The sequence below is a fragment of the Klebsiella sp. HMSC16A12 genome (assembly GCF_001808265.1).
In the GTDB taxonomy this organism is placed as follows: Bacteria; Pseudomonadota; Gammaproteobacteria; order Enterobacterales; family Enterobacteriaceae; genus Klebsiella; species Klebsiella pneumoniae.
Window position 1 is genome coordinate 1 of record NZ_KV792642.1, and the last position, 14,614, is coordinate 14,614.

Below are 14,614 nucleotides of genomic sequence, written 5' to 3' on the forward strand. Positions count from 1 at the left end.
TAGGCCGGATAAGGCGAAGCCGCCATCCGGCGCAAAGGCGCGCTAGCGTCCGCCCTGATACAGCGGCACCGTGGCGCCGCCGATATAGCGACGGCGCAGCCAGGCGGAAAGGGTGTCCATGATCATTACCACCGCCACCAGCAGCAGGGTGATAAACATCACCACATCCCAGTTCCACAGACGCATATTTTCGGCATAGATAAGCCCGATACCGCCGGCGCCGACGAAGCCCAGCACCGCCGCGGAGCGGGTGTTGGATTCAATCTGATACAGGCTCAGCGCGAGGAAGGTCGGGAACGACTGGGTAAAAATGCCAAAGCGATGCTTTTGCAGGCCGTTCGCGCCCACGGCGGTCAGCCCGCGCCCGGGAGATCGGTCCACGGCTTCGTGTCCTTCCGCGTACAGCCTTCCCAACAGGCCGGTATCCTGCATGATGATCGCCAGCACCCCTGCCAGCGGCCCGAGGCCGACCGCACGCACGAAAATCAGCCCCCAGATAGCCATGTCGATCCCGCGCAGCACATCAAACAGGCGGCGCATCAGCAGGGCGAGGGTCCCCAGCACCACGCCGCGCATGATGTTACGGGCGGCGAAGAAGGAGAGCAGCAGCGCCAGCACCGTGGCGGTCAGCGTCCCGGCGAAGACGATGGCCAGGGTGACGCCGATTTGCGTAAAGTAATAGCCGAACGGCCAGTTCCAGAAGTCGTGCCAGACGAACATCCGCGCCAGGTAGCGGCCAATCTGCTGCAGGCCGGTGGTCAGCTGCTCGCCGCTGATACCAAACTGCAGAAAAAACCAGACGTAATAGAGCACGCAGGCCAGCGCCACCAGCCCGACGTAGCGCAGGTAGCGCCCCTGGACCTGATAGAGCTGCTTATGCTGCCGCCGGCTGGCGGCGAGATCCGGTTGCATGTGCCAGACGCTCATTTCTTATCCTCCAGTACCCACAGGCGCAGACGACCGGACAGCATGTCCAGCGCCGACACCACCAGAATGATCAGCAGCAGGGTGATGCTCACCTGATCGTAGCGGTCGAGTTTGATGTTGGTCATCAGCTCCTGGCCGATGCCGCCCGCGCCCACCAGCCCGAGAATGGTCGACGAGCGGAAGTTGATTTCAAGCCGCATAAAGCCGTAGGAGAGAAACAGCGGTTTCACTTGCGGCCACAGGGCGAAGCGAATTTTCTGCAGCGGGGACGCGCCGCAGGCCGCCAGGCCGCGTACCGGTTTGTTTTGCGCGCTTTCCACCGCCTCGTAGAACAGTTTGGTTAGGCTGCCGACGGTATGCAGCATCAGCGCCAGAAAGCCCGGGATCGCGCCGATGCCGAACGCCATCACAAAGATCACCGCCCACGCCAGCTCGGGCATGGTGCGTAAAAACGCCACCAGCACGCGAATGGCAAAGCGCACCGGCGCCGGGGACCAGGCGTTATTGGCGGCAAGAAACGCGAAAACCGTGGCGATGGCGACCGCCACCAGGGTCGAGGCCAGCGCCAGCTGCAGGGTTTCCCAGATCAGCGGCAGCTGGATCGGCAGGCGATAGCCCCACCAGGCCAGCGACCCTTTGGTCTGCACATCGGCGAACAGGTTGCCGGCGCTCAGGGGCGGAATGGTCTCTGCCATATAGTCAAAGAAGTGGGGCAGCGAGTGCCAGATAGTCAGCAGATTAAATTCCGCGGCGCTGCCGGCGGCAAAATAGAGCGCCAGCAGCAGCAGCGACCAGCAGACGGCATCGCGCTTTTGCCGCGAGCGTACCTGCTGGTAATAGCGTTCAAATTCGGTGTGGGTCGTCTTCATGCGTCGGGGATCTTCAACGTAGCGCCGCCGCTTACCCTGGGGCAAGCAGGCGGCGTTGAGGCAGGATTAACGCGCGCTCACCAGCTCGCGTTTCATATCAATAATCTGCTGGAAGTCAGCCACGCTGCCCGGGCCGATGTGCTGAGTACCGCCCATCGCTTTGATAAAGCAGGCGTGATCCTCGGTGTCCAGCTTTTTCACTGCCGCCACGACCTTCGCCTTAAAGTCCGCCGGCAGCGCATTGCTCACCAGGATCGGGCCGTTCGGGATCAGCGGCGATTGCCAGATAATGCGGATCTGCTTCATCAGATCCGGATGATCCATGCGAATCAGGCGGTTGAACGCGCCGGTAGTGTAGCCGGTGTTGTAATCGCCAACCATCGAGGCCCACGTGACCGCGCCCGCGAACTGGCCATTCAGCACGCCGAGGATGTCCTGCTCATGGCCGCCGGAGAAGGTGACGCTGGAGAAGGTGTTGTTGTATTTGTTGTCGGCGTTACCGCCAAATTTTTCTTTAAACGCATGGTTAGGGATCAGATACCCGGAAGTGGAATCCGGATCGGCGAAGCCGAAGGCTTTGCCTTTTAAATCGTCCAGCGTTTTGTACGGGGAGTCGGCTTTGACAATCACCACCGAGTGATAGCCGCGAGACTGATCTTTGTCGTCCACGGCGATGCCGACGATATCCACCGCTTTCGGATTATTGAGATAAACCGAGGCGTAGGAGGAGGGGGACATGCTCAGCACCACGTCGACTTTGCCCCCCAGCAGGCCCTGGATCACCCCGGAATAGTCGGAAGAGTTGCGCAGTTTGGTATCCACGTTCAGCTCTTTATCGAGGAAGGCCTTCACGCACTGGTTATCGCCGATTTGCTGGGTGGCGTTCTGGCCGCCGAGAATGCCCAGATTGAGCTCTTTCGGCTGCGCCGCCGCTGCCTGCCATGCCATCATCATGCCCGCGACCATTGCGGATAAACGAACTGCGCCAGTCATATATTTTTTCATTATGTTGCCCGTGTAAGTGAAATTAATGCAATTGGCTAACTTCATCGCCGTACAGCCGCTGCAGCACATCCTGCGTCAGCCGGGAGGGGTGATCGTCAAAAATAAGCTGGCCGCTGGCGACGCCGATAACCCGGGTGCAGTAGGCCCTGACCAGCTCCACCGAATGCAGGTTTACCATCACGCTGATGCCCTGCTCGCTAATCTCGCGCAGCACATCCATGATGCGCTGAGTGTTTTTCGGATCCAGCGAGGCGACAGGCTCGTCGGCCAGCAGGATCCCGGGGTTTTGCATCAGCGCCCGGCAGATCGCCACCCGCTGCATCTGCCCGCCGGAGAGGTTCTCCGCCCGCTGCAGCGCGTGCGGCAGCATGTTCATCCACTCAAGCAGCGCAATGGCGCGCGCCCGGTCGGCTGCGGGAAAGATTTTAAACAGCGATTTCAGGGTTGAAGTCTGGCTGAGGCGGCCCAGCAGGACGTTGGTGAGCACGTCGAGGCGCGGCACCAGGCAGAAGTCCTGAAAAATCATTCCGCAGTGGCTACGCCAGGCATTGAGCGCGCGGCCTTTCAGCTGTGAGACATCGTGCGGGGTACCGACTTCCGGGTAGCTAAGAATTTCTCCGCCGCTGGCGCTGTGGGTGCCGTTGAGGACATGCAGGAGCGTCGATTTACCGGCGCCGGAGCGGCCAATGACCCCGACCATTTCCCCGGCGTGCAGATCAAAGCTGATGCCGTCCAGCACCTTGTGCTGGGCTTGATAAGCTTTACTCAGATTACGCACGCTTAAGACCTTCCGCTGCCGGCCGGCAGCGAGATCGGTGAACGGCTGGAAATCAGTTTCGGCCACCGCGGCAAGAGAGCTGTTCATAAGAGTGTCCAGGTTCGTCATTAACTGGCCACTATTAATAGGTCTTTATATGAAATTTTGATGACGGTATTGCGAACAAAGCGTGAACTGGCGTGAAAGAGCGACGGCCAGCGGCTCAACGCGTGCGGCATGCTGGCGGCTGGCGAAGCGCCGAAAAGCCGCTATGCTTTGGAGGGCGCGGAGACAGACCGGTTCGTAGGCGTAGGCAGCCTTCGGCAATCTTCGCTTAATCTTGATGAAGAAGACTGTTTAATCGAATAGATAATGCGTCTGCCTTTGTTTAGCATTCAACATCCCGCATGTATTAACATATACATAACTATTTTGTGCGGCAGGTTAATCTATTCATGAGTCTTATGTGTTGGTGAATCATCCTGGTTTTTGTTTATTTGTAGATTTATATCCTTTCTTTTGTGCTAAATCCGGTTTATTTGATAAGCCATTCAAGAGTTCCATTAAGAATATTCCTAACATAATAGGGCGAAGATCCTGGATAATATAAAGCGCAGATAAGAATTGACGGTTATATTACCAATAACCTTATGAAAATAAATGTCTTTTTCTGGCGCTCAAAAATTTGATATTTTCAGTTTTTGTAAATATTGACCTGGGCGCGAAATTCATTGCCTTTCCGCATGTTGACACTCCATAGGAAAAAACTTAAATTCAACGCCAAGCAGAAAATAATTATAGTTTAATCCCCCGCTTATCCAATATTGATAAGTAATGCGTGTCTTATTTAATGGCGATTTATTAAAGGAAACGAATACGCCAGTAAACTTTATAGGCCTGGCAAGCAGTGACGTTGTAAAAATGATTACTTCAAGGACTATGAGGTTAAAAACTATATGGAATATAAAAGCTGTTCCGATAAGTATATTTGGTCTGCCGATGACTCCTATTTCTATAAAGGACTGTCCGAACTGATTGTAGACATCGACGAATTAATTTATCTCTCACTGGAGAAAATCAGAAAAGATTTTGTGTTTATCAATCTCAATACGGCTTCATTAAACGAATTTATCAGGCGCGACAGCGAATGGCTATCCGCGGTAAAGGGGAAACAGGTCGTATTGATTGCGGCCAGGAAATCAGAGGCCTTAGCGAACTACTGGTATTACAATAGCGATATTCGCGGCGTGGTATATGTTGGTCTGAGTCGCGATATTCGAAAAGAACTGGCCTATGTAATTAATGGCAGGTTTCTCCGCAAAGATATTAAGAAAGATAAAATTACAGATCGGGAAATGAAAATTATCCGCATGACCGCCCAGGGCATGCAGCCGAAATCGATCGCCAGAATTGAAAATTGTAGCGTGAAGACAGTGTATACCCATCGGCGTAATGCTGAGGCCAAACTGTATTCCAAAATATATAAGTTAGTTCAGTAACACCCAGGCAATTCTGTTTTTTAAATGGTTCACCGGGACATCATGTCCTTAATTCAACTCAGGATGAAAAAGCGATGAAAAAAAAGGTTCTGGCAATAGCTCTGGTAACGGCGTTTATCGGTATGGGCGTGGCGCAGGCTGCTGACGTAACGGCTCAGGCTGTAGCGACCTGGTCTGCGACCGCTAAAAAAGATACCACCAGCAAGCTGGTTGTGACCCCGCTCGGCAGCCTGGCGTTCCAGTACGCCGAAGGCATTAAAGGCTTTAACTCGCAGAAAGGTCTGTTTGACGTGGCGATTGAGGGGGACACAACGGCGACCGCCTTTAAGCTGACCTCGCGTCTTATCACCAACACCTTAACCCAGCTGGATACCTCCGGCTCCACGCTGAGCGTGGGCGTGGATTATAACGGCGCCGCGGTGGAAAAAACTGGCGATACCGTGATGATCGATACCGCCAACAATATTATGGGCGGCAACCTCAGCGCGCTGGCTAATGGCTACAACGCCAGCGGCCGTACCACCGCGCAGGATGGTTTCACTTTCTCCATCATCAGCGGCACCACCAACGGCACCACCGCCGTGACCGATTACAGCACTCTGCCGGAAGGGATCTGGAGCGGCGACGTCAGCGTACAGTTCGACGCCACCTGGACCAGCTGATCCTTCTGATGCACCAGCAGGGGGATCTCCCCCTGCTTTTTTCACGGACGGAATTGTTATGAAAAAGCACCTTCTGGCCCTCGGGCTGCTGCTTGCCGGGGTGTCGCCGGCGCAGGCGTTGGATGTCGGCGATATTTCATCCTTTATGAACAGCGGCAGCAGCACGCTGAGCAAAACGATCAAGAACAGCACAGACAGCGGTCGACTGATCAATATCCATCTCGAACGGCTCTCTTCCCCGCTGGACGGCGGGCAGGTTATCCCGATGGACAAACCGGATGAGGTATTGCTCACTCCCGCCAGCCTGCTGCTACCCGCCCAGGCCAGCGATGTGATCCGCTTCTTCTACAAAGGCCCGGCGGATGACAAAGAGCGCTACTACCGCATTGTCTGGTTCGACCAGGCGCTCAGCGATGCCCAACGCGATAACGCCAACCGCAGCGCGGTGGCCACTGCTTCCGCCCGCATCGGCACCATCCTGGTGGTGGCGCCCCGGCAGGTGAACTATCGCTTTCAGTACGCCAACGGCTCTCTGACCAACACCGGGAATGCGACGCTGCGGATCCTCGCCTACGGCCCCTGCCTGAAGGCCGCCGATGGTAAGGAGTGTAAAGAAAATTACTACCTGATGCCGGGTAAATCGCGCCGTTTTACGCGCGTGGACACGGCGGATAAAAAAGGACGGGTGGCGCTTTGGCAGGGTGAGCAGTTTGTTCCCGTGAAATAGACAGCTGTGCAGATGGATAACGACGATGCCTCTACAACGGATTACCCCAGGACTGAAAACGCGGCTTGCCTTCGGCATGATCTTTTTGTTCGTTCAGCCCGACGTCAGCGCTACCGCCGCAGGCGCGCAGCAGATTGGCGGGGTGATTATTCCGCAGGCCTTCAGCCAGGCGCTGCAGGACGGCATGAGCGTCCCGCTCTATATTCATCTCGCCGGCAGCCAGAGCACCCGGGACGATCAGCGGATCGGCAGCGCCTTTATCTGGCTGGACGGCGGCCAGCTGCGCGTTCGGCAGATCCAGCTGGAGGAGAGCGAAGGTAACGCCAGCGTCAGCGAACAGACCCGCCAGCAGCTGATCGGCCTGGCCAACGCCCCGTTCAGCGAGGCGCTCACCATTCCCCTGACCGACAGCGCACAGCTGGATCTCAGCCTGCGCCAGCTGCTGCTGCAGCTGGTGGTCAAGCGCGAGGCGCTGGGCACCGTCCTGCGCTCGCGCAGCGAAGATATCGGCCAGTCCAGCGTCAACGCTCTCAGCAGCAACCTGAGCTATAACCTCGGCGTCTATAACAATCAGATGCGTAACGGCGGGAGCAACACCTCCAGCTACCTGTCGCTGAACAACGTCACGGCGCTGCGGGAGCATCACGTGGTGCTCGACGGCTCGTTGTACGGCATCGGCAGCGGTCAGCAGGACAGTGAATTATATAAGGCCATGTATGAGCGCGATTTCGCCGGCCACCGCTTTGCCGGCGGGATGCTTGACACCTGGAACCTGCAGTCCCTGGGACCGATGACCGCTATTTCGGCCGGTAAGATTTACGGCCTTTCCTGGGGGAACCAGGCCAGCTCCACCGTCTTCGACAACAGCCAGTCCGCCACGCCGGTGATCGCCTTTCTGCCGGCGGCGGGCGAGGTGCATCTCACCCGTGACGGTCGGTTGCTGAGCGTCCAGAACTTCGCTATGGGCAACCATGAAGTGGATACCCGCGGCCTGCCGTACGGTATTTACGACGTGGAAGTGGAGGTGATCGTCAATGGTCGGGTGGTCAGCAAACGCACCCAGCGGGTCAATAAGCTGTTCAGCCGGGGACGCGGCGCCGGCGCGCCGCTGGCGTGGCAGGTATGGGGCGGCAGTTTTCATATGGATCGCTGGTCAGAGAGCGGGAAAAAGACCCGGCCGGCGAAAGAGAGCTGGCTGGCAGGCCTTTCGGCCTCCGGGTCGCTCAGCACCCTGAGCTGGGCGGCTACGGGCTATGGCTACGACAACCAGGCTGTGGGGGAAACCCGCCTGACGCTACCGCTGGGCGAGTCGATCAACGTTAACCTGCAAAACATGCTGGCCAGCGACAGCTCGTGGAGCAGCGTCGGCAGCATCAGCGCCACGTTGCCCGGGGGATTCAGTTCAGTGTGGGTTAACCAGGAGAGAACCCGCATTGGCGATCAATTGCGGCGCAGCGATGCCGACAACCGGGCGATCGGCGGCACCCTCAACCTGAACGCGCTGTGGTCGAAGCTGGGGACGTTCAGCGTCAGCTACAACGATGACCGTCGCTACAACAGCCATTACTACACCGCGGATTACTATCAGACGGTCTACAGCGGCGCCTTTGGCTCGCTCGGCCTGCGGGCGGGGATCCAGCGCTATAACAATGGCGACAGCAGCGCCAACACCGGGAAATATATCGCCCTCGATCTGTCGCTGCCGCTGGGCAACTGGTTCAGCGCCGGGATGACCCATCAGAACGGCTACACCATGGCTAACCTCTCAGCGCGCAAGCAGTTTGATGAAGGCACTATTCGCACCATCGGCGCCAATCTGTCGCGGGCCATCTCCGGCGATACCGGGGATGACAAAACCCTCAGCGGCGGCGCGTATGCCCAGTTCGACGCCCGCTACGCCAGCGGCACGCTGAACGTCAACAGCGCGGCGGACGGCTACGTCAACACCAACCTCACCGCCAGCGGCAGCGTCGGCTGGCAGGGCAAAAATATCGCCGCCAGCGGACGAACCGACGGCAACGCTGGGGTGATCTTCAACACCGGGCTGGAGGACGATGGTCAGATCAGCGCCAGGGTTAACGGGCGGATCTTCCCGCTCAGCGGCAAGCGTAACTACCTGCCGCTCTCTCCCTATGGTCGCTATGAGGTGGAGCTGCAGAACAGCAAAAACTCGCTCGACAGCTACGACATCGTCAGCGGGCGCAAGAGTCATCTGACCCTTTATCCGGGCAACGTCGCGGTGATTGAGCCAGAGGTGAAGCAGATGGTCACCGTCTCCGGCCGTATTCGTGCAGAAGACGGCACGCTGCTGGCGAATGCGCGGATTAACAACCATATCGGCCGTACCCGCACCGATGAAAACGGCGAGTTTGTCATGGACGTGGATAAGAAATACCCCACTATCGATTTCAGCTACGGCGGCAATAAAACCTGCGAAGTGGCGCTGGAGCTCAGCCAGGCGCGCGGCGCCGTCTGGGTGGGGGATGTGGTCTGCAGCGGCCTCTCGTCGTGGGCGGCGGTGCAGCAGTCAGGAGAAGAGAATGAAAGTTAATGCACTGATGGCGCTGGCGATCCTCGCGCTGCTCTGGCCGGCAGCCGCGCTCAGGGCGGCGGTGACCAAGACCACCTGGTCGGATGCGCCGGCGCGCGAGTTTGTGTTTGTGGAAAACAACTCCGACGACAACTTTTTCGTCACCCCCGGCGGGGCGCTGGATCCGCGTATGACCGGCGCTAACCGCTGGACCGGCTTAAAATACACCGGCTCCGGGACCATCTATCAGCAGAGTCTCGGCTATATCGATAACGGCTACAACACCGGGCTCAATGCCAACTGGAAGTTTGATATGTGGCTGGAAAACTCACCGGTTTCACACCCCTTAACCGGCCTGCGCTGCATCAACTGGTACGCCGGGTGCGATATGGCTACCAGCCTGATCCTGCCGCAGACCACCGACGCCAGCGGGTTTTACGGCGCGACGGTGACCAGCGGCGGCGCGAAGTGGATGCACGGCATGATGTCGGACGCCTTCTATCAATATCTGCAGCAGATGCCGGTCGGCGGCAGCTTTACGATGACCATCAATGCCTGTCAGACCTCGGTGAACTACGATGCCAGCAGCGGCGCGCGCTGTAAGGATCAGGCCTCCGGTAACTGGTATGTGCGCAACGTCACCCACACCAAAGCCGCGAACCTGCGGTTGATTAATACCCACTCGCTGGCGGAGGTGTTTATCAACAGCGATGGCGTGCCGACCCTCGGGGAAGGGAACGCCGACTGCCGGACGCAGACCATCGGCAGCCGCTCAGGATTAAGCTGTAAGATGGTCAACTATACCTTGCAGACCAACGGCTTAAGCAATACCTCGATCCATATTTTCCCGGCGATCGCCAACTCGTCGCTGGCCTCGGCCGTCGGGGCGTACGATATGCAGTTCAGCCTCAACGGCAGCTCATGGAAGCCGGTGAGCAATACCGCCTATTACTACACCTTCAACGAGATGAAGAGCTCAGACTCGATCTATGTTTTCTTCTCCAGCAACTTCTTTAAACAGATGGTGAACCTCGGGATCAGCGATATCAACACCAAGGATCTGTTCAACTTTCGCTTTCAGAACACCACCTCGCCGGAGTCAGGCTGGTATGAGTTTTCCACCTCCAACACGCTGATTATCAAGCCCCGTGATTTCAGCATCAGCATTATCTCCGACGAATATACCTCGGCGCCGTCGCGCGAGGGGTATGTCGGCAGCGGCGAACCGGCGCTCGATTTCGGCTACATCGTCACCACCAGCGGTAAAACGGCCGCCGATGAAGTGCTGATCAAGGTGACCGGACCGGCGCAGGTGATTGGCGGGCGTTCCTACTGTCTCTTCAGTTCCGATGACGGTACGGCGAAAGTGCCGTTCCCGGCGACGCTCTCTTTTATCACCCGCAGCGGCACGACTCAGACCTACGATGCCGGGTGCGATGACAGCTGGCGGGATATGACCGATGCGCTGTGGCTGACCACGCCGTGGACCGATATCTCCGGCGAAGTGGGGCAGATGGATAAGACCACGGTGAAATTTTCGATTCCGATGGATAACGCCATTTCGCTGCGGACGGTAGACGATAACGGCTGGTTTGGCGAAGTCAGCGCTTCAGGAGAGATTCATGTCCAGGCGACGTGGCGCAACATTAACTAAGGCCCTGCTGACGGTGGGCTGCCTGCTGGCAGCGCCGCTGGCGCAGGCGATCTCGGTCGGCAACCTGACCTTTTCCCTGCCGGCTGAAGCGGATTTCGCCAGCAAACGGGTGGTCAACAACAATAAAAGCGCGCGGCTGTACCGCATCGCCGTCAGCGCCATCGATCGCCCGGGCGGCAGCGAAGTCCGCTCCCGGCCGGTGGATGGCGAACTGCTGTTCGCCCCCCGCCAGCTGGTGCTGCAGGCAGGTGAGAGCGAGTATTTTAAATTTTACTATCATGGGCCGCGGGATAACCGCGAGCGCTACTATCGGGTCTCGTTTCGCGAAATCCCCACCCGCAACCTGACGAGGCGCAGCCCGACCGGCGGCGAGGTCAGCATGGAGCCGGTGGTGGTGATGGATACCATTCTGGTGGTGCGCCCGCGCGAGGTACAGTTTAAATGGTCTTTCGATAAGGTGGCCGGGACGGTGAGCAACACCGGCAATACCTGGTTTAAGCTGCTGATTAAGCCCGGATGCGATTCGACCGAAGAGGAGGGGGACGCCTGGTATCTGCGTCCCGGGGACGTGGTTCGCCAGCCGGCGCTGCGCCAGCCGGGGAACCACTATCTGGTCTATAACGACAAATTTATTAAGATCAGCGATACCTGTCCGCTGAAGCCCCGTCCCGCGGAGTGAGCCTTATCTGGTGGCCGCGCGGCGGGTAAAGCGCCGGCTGGCCAGCAGGCTCAGACCGCAGCACAGCAGGTAGTACACCGCGCCGGTGAAGACGAAGATCGCCAGGGGATAGATCTGCACCCGGTTGTTGACCTGGCCGGCCACGGTGGTCAGCTCCGGGACGTTGACGATAAACGCCAGCGAAGTGTCCTTCAGCAGGCCGATAAAGATCCCCACCAGCGACGGCTGAACGTTGCGCAGCGCCTGCGGGAGCAGCACCAGGCGCAGCGTTTGCCCGGGAGCGAACCCCTGGGTCAGCGCCGCCTCATACTGTCCTTTCGGCAGCGACTGCAGCCCGGCCAGCACCGAGTGCATCACCGAGGCGGCGGTAAACCACGCCAGCGCCAGGGTCACGGTCACCGCGCCGGGCAGATCGCCGCCGGTCAGCATCGGCAGCAGATACCACAGCCAGAAGATGACAAATATCAGCGGGATGCCGCGGATAATTTCCGCCCACAGAAACAGCAGACGCCGCACCAGCCCGCCGTAGCGCCAGGCCAGGCCCGCCAGCGCAATGCCTCCCGGCAGCGCCAGCAGGGTGGCGCCGATGGCCATCAGCAGGGTCAGCGCCACGCCGCCGGGCTGGCCCTCCGCCAGCCGGCCCCACAGCAGGTAATCGAGGTTATCGGCGATCACCGTCAGATTAGCGTTCATGTCGGGCGCTCCGTTGCAGTTTTCTTCCCGGGCCGAGACGCGTGAGCGCCACGCCCATCGCCACCCCCAGCGCCAGGTACAGCGCGGTGCCGACGGCAAACGCCTCCAGGGCGTGCGCGTTATAGCTCTCAATCTGCCGCACCTGATAGGTCAGTTCCGCAAAGCCGATGCCGCTGGCCAGCGATGAGAGTTTCATCAGGTTAAGATACTGGCCGACAATCGGCTGCCAGGCGTTGGCCAGCCCCTGCGGCAGGAGGATAAAGCGCAGCTCCTGCCACGGCGTAAAGCCCTGCGACAGCGCGGCTTCCCGCTGCCCGTGGCTGACGGCGCGCAGTCCGGAGGCGATCTCTTCCACCAGAAAGGCGGAGGTAAAGACCCCCAGCCCCCACATTGAGCAGAGGAACTCCGGCGTCAGCCACCAGACGTTGCCCGGCAGAATGGACCAAGCGTGTTCGTCGTTCACCACCTCCTTCACCGCCAGCGGCAGCAGGTTCCAGGCGGCAAAGTACCAGAACAGCAGCTGGACCAGCAGCGGGGTATTGCGAAACAACGAGACCCACGCGGCCACCAGTCCGCGCCCCGCGCGTCCGCCGCCGAGGCGCAGGGCCAGCAGCAGGACCGCCAGCAGGGTGGCGAGCAGGATCCCGGCGACGCTGACCCAGACGGTGGTGAGAAAACCAGAGATAATCCATTGCAACGGCTGCCCGCTCAGGACGCCGTGCCAGTCAAGCATCGGCGTCACTCGAGGCTCTCCTGGTGCAGCGGATCCAGCACCTTCTGCAGAAAACGCCGTGCGCGGGCATGCTGCGGATGGGCGAAAAACTCAGCCGGCGGGGCGACTTCGAGGATGTCGCCGCCGTCGATAAACACCACCCGGTCGGCAATTTCGCGGGCAAACTGCATCTCGTGGGTCACCACCAGCATGGTGATCCCGCTGTGGGCCAGGGTTTTCATCACCTGCAGCACTTCGCCGATCATCTCCGGGTCGAGCGCCGAGGTGGGCTCATCGAACAGGATAATCTGCGGCGAGGAGGCCAGGGCGCGGGCGATGGCCACCCGCTGCTGCTGGCCGCCGGAGAGCTGCGCCGGCATCTGCTGCGCTTTTTCTTCCAGTCCGACCTGACGCAGCAGCGCCAGCGCCCGCGCCTGAGCCGCGCTTTTTTCCCAGCCATGAACGCGCTCCAGCGCCAGAGTGATGTTCTCCTGCGCCGTCAGGTGGGCATAAAGGTTGAACTGCTGGAAGACAAAGCCGACGCGGCTGCGCAGCTGGCGCAAGGCGCTGCCGCTCAGCCGGCTGGTCGGTTTGCCGTCGATCAGGATCTCGCCGCCGCTTAAGGATTCGAGCTGGTTGATCAAGCGGATCAGCGTCGATTTTCCCGATCCGGAAGGGCCGAGGATCGCCACTACTTCGCCGGGCTCGACCTGTAGGTTGATGGCGTTAAGTACCTGATGATCGCCGTAGCGCTTGGCCACATCACGGAACGTAATGCTGGCGCGCTGCAGACGTGAAAAATCCGCGGCCGGAGCCGCGGAGTGGGAGAGTAAACCCGAGAACATATTATTTCGCTTCTATGGTAAAGGCGCGCGGCTGCGGCGTTTTGGTGGCAGGGCCAAACCAGACATCGTAAATTTTCGCGGCTTCGCCGGTTTTCTCCAGCTTCACCAGCTCATCGTTGACGGCCTTCAGCAGGGCCGGTTCGCCTTTCTTCACGCCCACGCCAATCTCTTCTTTGCTGAGCAGGTCGGGCAGAATTTTATACTTGGCTTTATCCGGCGCTTCCGCCAGCAGACCGGCGAGGATGGTGCTGTCCTGGGTGATGGCCTGGACGTTGCCGTTGCGCAGGGCGGTCAGGGCCAGCGGAATATCGTCATAGGAGAGGACGCGAGCCTGCGGGAAACGCTGGTGCAGGGCCTGTTCGCCGGTGGTGCCTTTCACCGCGCCGATGCGCGCTTTGCTGTACTCATCGAGCTTATCCGGAGAGCCGGCCGGCACGAGGAACTGCTGGCCGGTGACGAAATACGGCGTTGAGAAATCAATAACCTGGGCCCGCTCCGGGGTGATGGTAATGTCGGCGACGATCAGGTCGGCTTTGCCGGACTGCAGCAGCGGAATACGGTTGGCTGGGTTGGTGGCCACCAGCTCGAGTTTGACGCCGAGCGCTTTCGCCAGCGCCTGGGCAAAGTCGACGTCGTAGCCGACGATATGGTGGGTTTTGGCGTCCACAGAGCCGAACGGCGGGTTGGCGTCGAAGGTGGCGACTTTTACGACGCCGGCGGCTTTGATGTCAGCCAGCTGGTCCGCCTGTGCCTGCGAGGCGAGCAGCAGCATACCCAGCGCCAGTGCGATTTTTGTGGTTTTATTGCGCATAGTTTTTCCCCTGAATCCCTGTTTTGTTTTGTGGACATCACGCTCCCACAAATTGCCCGTCGGCGGCAAAGAAGAAAAAATTCTTATCTATAACCAAAAAGAACTTAACAAACCTATGGGTATTCTTTATGCGCCGCTGGCGTTTTACCAGGACGGCAACGACTGCCGGGCGATCCCCTCTCCCTCAGGGAGAGGGCCAGGGAGAGGGGGATAGGACCGGGGGTAATATGCGCCAGCCAGGATT

The 14,614-nt window shown here is 59.0% G+C and carries 14 protein-coding genes; 6 read left to right on the top strand and 8 right to left on the bottom strand.

Translation table 11 applies throughout. The features are described 5' to 3' along the window. Positions 1 to 42 precede the first annotated feature (42 nt). The 4 genes from phnE (HMPREF3140_RS21710) to phnC form a co-directional block, all read right to left on the bottom strand. On the bottom strand, positions 43 to 927 hold the full coding sequence (phnE, locus tag HMPREF3140_RS21710) for a phosphonate ABC transporter, permease protein PhnE (protein ID WP_032410886.1): 885 nt from the start codon (positions 925 to 927) through the stop codon (positions 43 to 45). After that, on the bottom strand, positions 924 to 1,796 hold the full coding sequence (gene phnE / locus HMPREF3140_RS21715; RefSeq protein ID WP_021312332.1) for a phosphonate ABC transporter, permease protein PhnE: 873 nt from the start codon (positions 1,794 to 1,796) through the stop codon (positions 924 to 926). Before phnE (HMPREF3140_RS21715) ends, phnE (HMPREF3140_RS21710) begins: the two co-directional genes overlap by 4 nt. Positions 1,797 to 1,862: 66 nt before the next feature. Continuing rightward, complete coding sequence (phnD, locus tag HMPREF3140_RS21720; protein WP_002890002.1) at positions 1,863 to 2,801, bottom strand: phosphonate ABC transporter substrate-binding protein; 939 nt, start codon at positions 2,799 to 2,801, stop codon at positions 1,863 to 1,865. 22 nt (positions 2,802 to 2,823) lie between these two features. Beyond that, positions 2,824 to 3,666: a phosphonate ABC transporter ATP-binding protein gene (phnC, locus tag HMPREF3140_RS21725; RefSeq protein WP_004177295.1), complete on the bottom strand. Its 843-nt coding sequence runs from the start codon at positions 3,664 to 3,666 to the stop codon at positions 2,824 to 2,826. A gap of 848 nt (positions 3,667 to 4,514) precedes the next feature. Between phnC and ecpR the strand changes: the two genes are divergently transcribed. From ecpR to HMPREF3140_RS21755, 6 genes are all read left to right on the top strand, one after another. Continuing rightward, positions 4,515 to 5,057 carry an ECP biosynthesis operon DNA-binding transcriptional regulator EcpR gene (gene ecpR / locus HMPREF3140_RS21730; RefSeq protein ID WP_004144585.1) on the top strand — a complete coding sequence of 181 codons (543 nt, stop codon included), beginning with the start codon at positions 4,515 to 4,517 and terminating at the stop codon, positions 5,055 to 5,057. A 74-nt stretch (positions 5,058 to 5,131) separates the two neighbouring features. After that, positions 5,132 to 5,719, top strand: coding sequence for a common pilus major fimbrillin subunit EcpA (ecpA, locus tag HMPREF3140_RS21735; protein WP_032410888.1), 588 nt, complete (start codon positions 5,132 to 5,134; stop codon positions 5,717 to 5,719). A gap of 58 nt (positions 5,720 to 5,777) precedes the next feature. After that, positions 5,778 to 6,446 (top strand): fimbrial chaperone EcpB, encoded by a 669-nt coding sequence (locus HMPREF3140_RS21740; protein ID WP_004144586.1) that lies wholly within the window; start codon positions 5,778 to 5,780, stop codon positions 6,444 to 6,446. A gap of 25 nt (positions 6,447 to 6,471) precedes the next feature. After that, the gene (locus HMPREF3140_RS21745) at positions 6,472 to 8,997 is read left to right on the top strand and encodes a fimbrial biogenesis outer membrane usher protein (protein WP_021312330.1); all 2,526 of its coding nucleotides are present in this window, start codon (positions 6,472 to 6,474) and stop codon (positions 8,995 to 8,997) included. Continuing rightward, positions 8,987 to 10,630 (top strand): fimbrial adhesin EcpD, encoded by a 1,644-nt coding sequence (gene ecpD / locus HMPREF3140_RS21750; RefSeq protein ID WP_002890060.1) that lies wholly within the window; start codon positions 8,987 to 8,989, stop codon positions 10,628 to 10,630. Before HMPREF3140_RS21745 ends, ecpD begins: the two co-directional genes overlap by 11 nt. Then, positions 10,599 to 11,309: a fimbria/pilus periplasmic chaperone gene (locus tag HMPREF3140_RS21755; RefSeq protein ID WP_002890061.1), complete on the top strand. Its 711-nt coding sequence runs from the start codon at positions 10,599 to 10,601 to the stop codon at positions 11,307 to 11,309. Before ecpD ends, HMPREF3140_RS21755 begins: the two co-directional genes overlap by 32 nt. A 3-nt stretch (positions 11,310 to 11,312) precedes the next feature. Here the strand turns inward: HMPREF3140_RS21755 and HMPREF3140_RS21760 are convergent, their stop codons facing one another. From HMPREF3140_RS21760 to HMPREF3140_RS21775, 4 genes are read right to left on the bottom strand one after another with little or no spacing between them, the layout of a single operon-like run. After that, positions 11,313 to 12,002 carry an amino acid ABC transporter permease gene (locus HMPREF3140_RS21760; protein WP_021312329.1) on the bottom strand — a complete coding sequence of 230 codons (690 nt, stop codon included), beginning with the start codon at positions 12,000 to 12,002 and terminating at the stop codon, positions 11,313 to 11,315. Beyond that, a complete protein-coding gene (locus HMPREF3140_RS21765) occupies positions 11,992 to 12,744 on the bottom strand; it encodes an amino acid ABC transporter permease (protein WP_004178715.1) in 753 nt (250 codons plus the stop codon). Before HMPREF3140_RS21765 ends, HMPREF3140_RS21760 begins: the two co-directional genes overlap by 11 nt. After that, a complete protein-coding gene (locus HMPREF3140_RS21770; RefSeq protein ID WP_004151355.1) occupies positions 12,741 to 13,559 on the bottom strand; it encodes an amino acid ABC transporter ATP-binding protein in 819 nt (272 codons plus the stop codon). Before HMPREF3140_RS21770 ends, HMPREF3140_RS21765 begins: the two co-directional genes overlap by 4 nt. 1 nt (position 13,560) lies before the next feature. Next, positions 13,561 to 14,370, bottom strand: a complete 810-nt coding sequence (locus tag HMPREF3140_RS21775; protein WP_070553100.1) for an ABC transporter substrate-binding protein — start codon at positions 14,368 to 14,370, stop codon at positions 13,561 to 13,563. Positions 14,371 to 14,614: the final 244 nt, after the last annotated feature.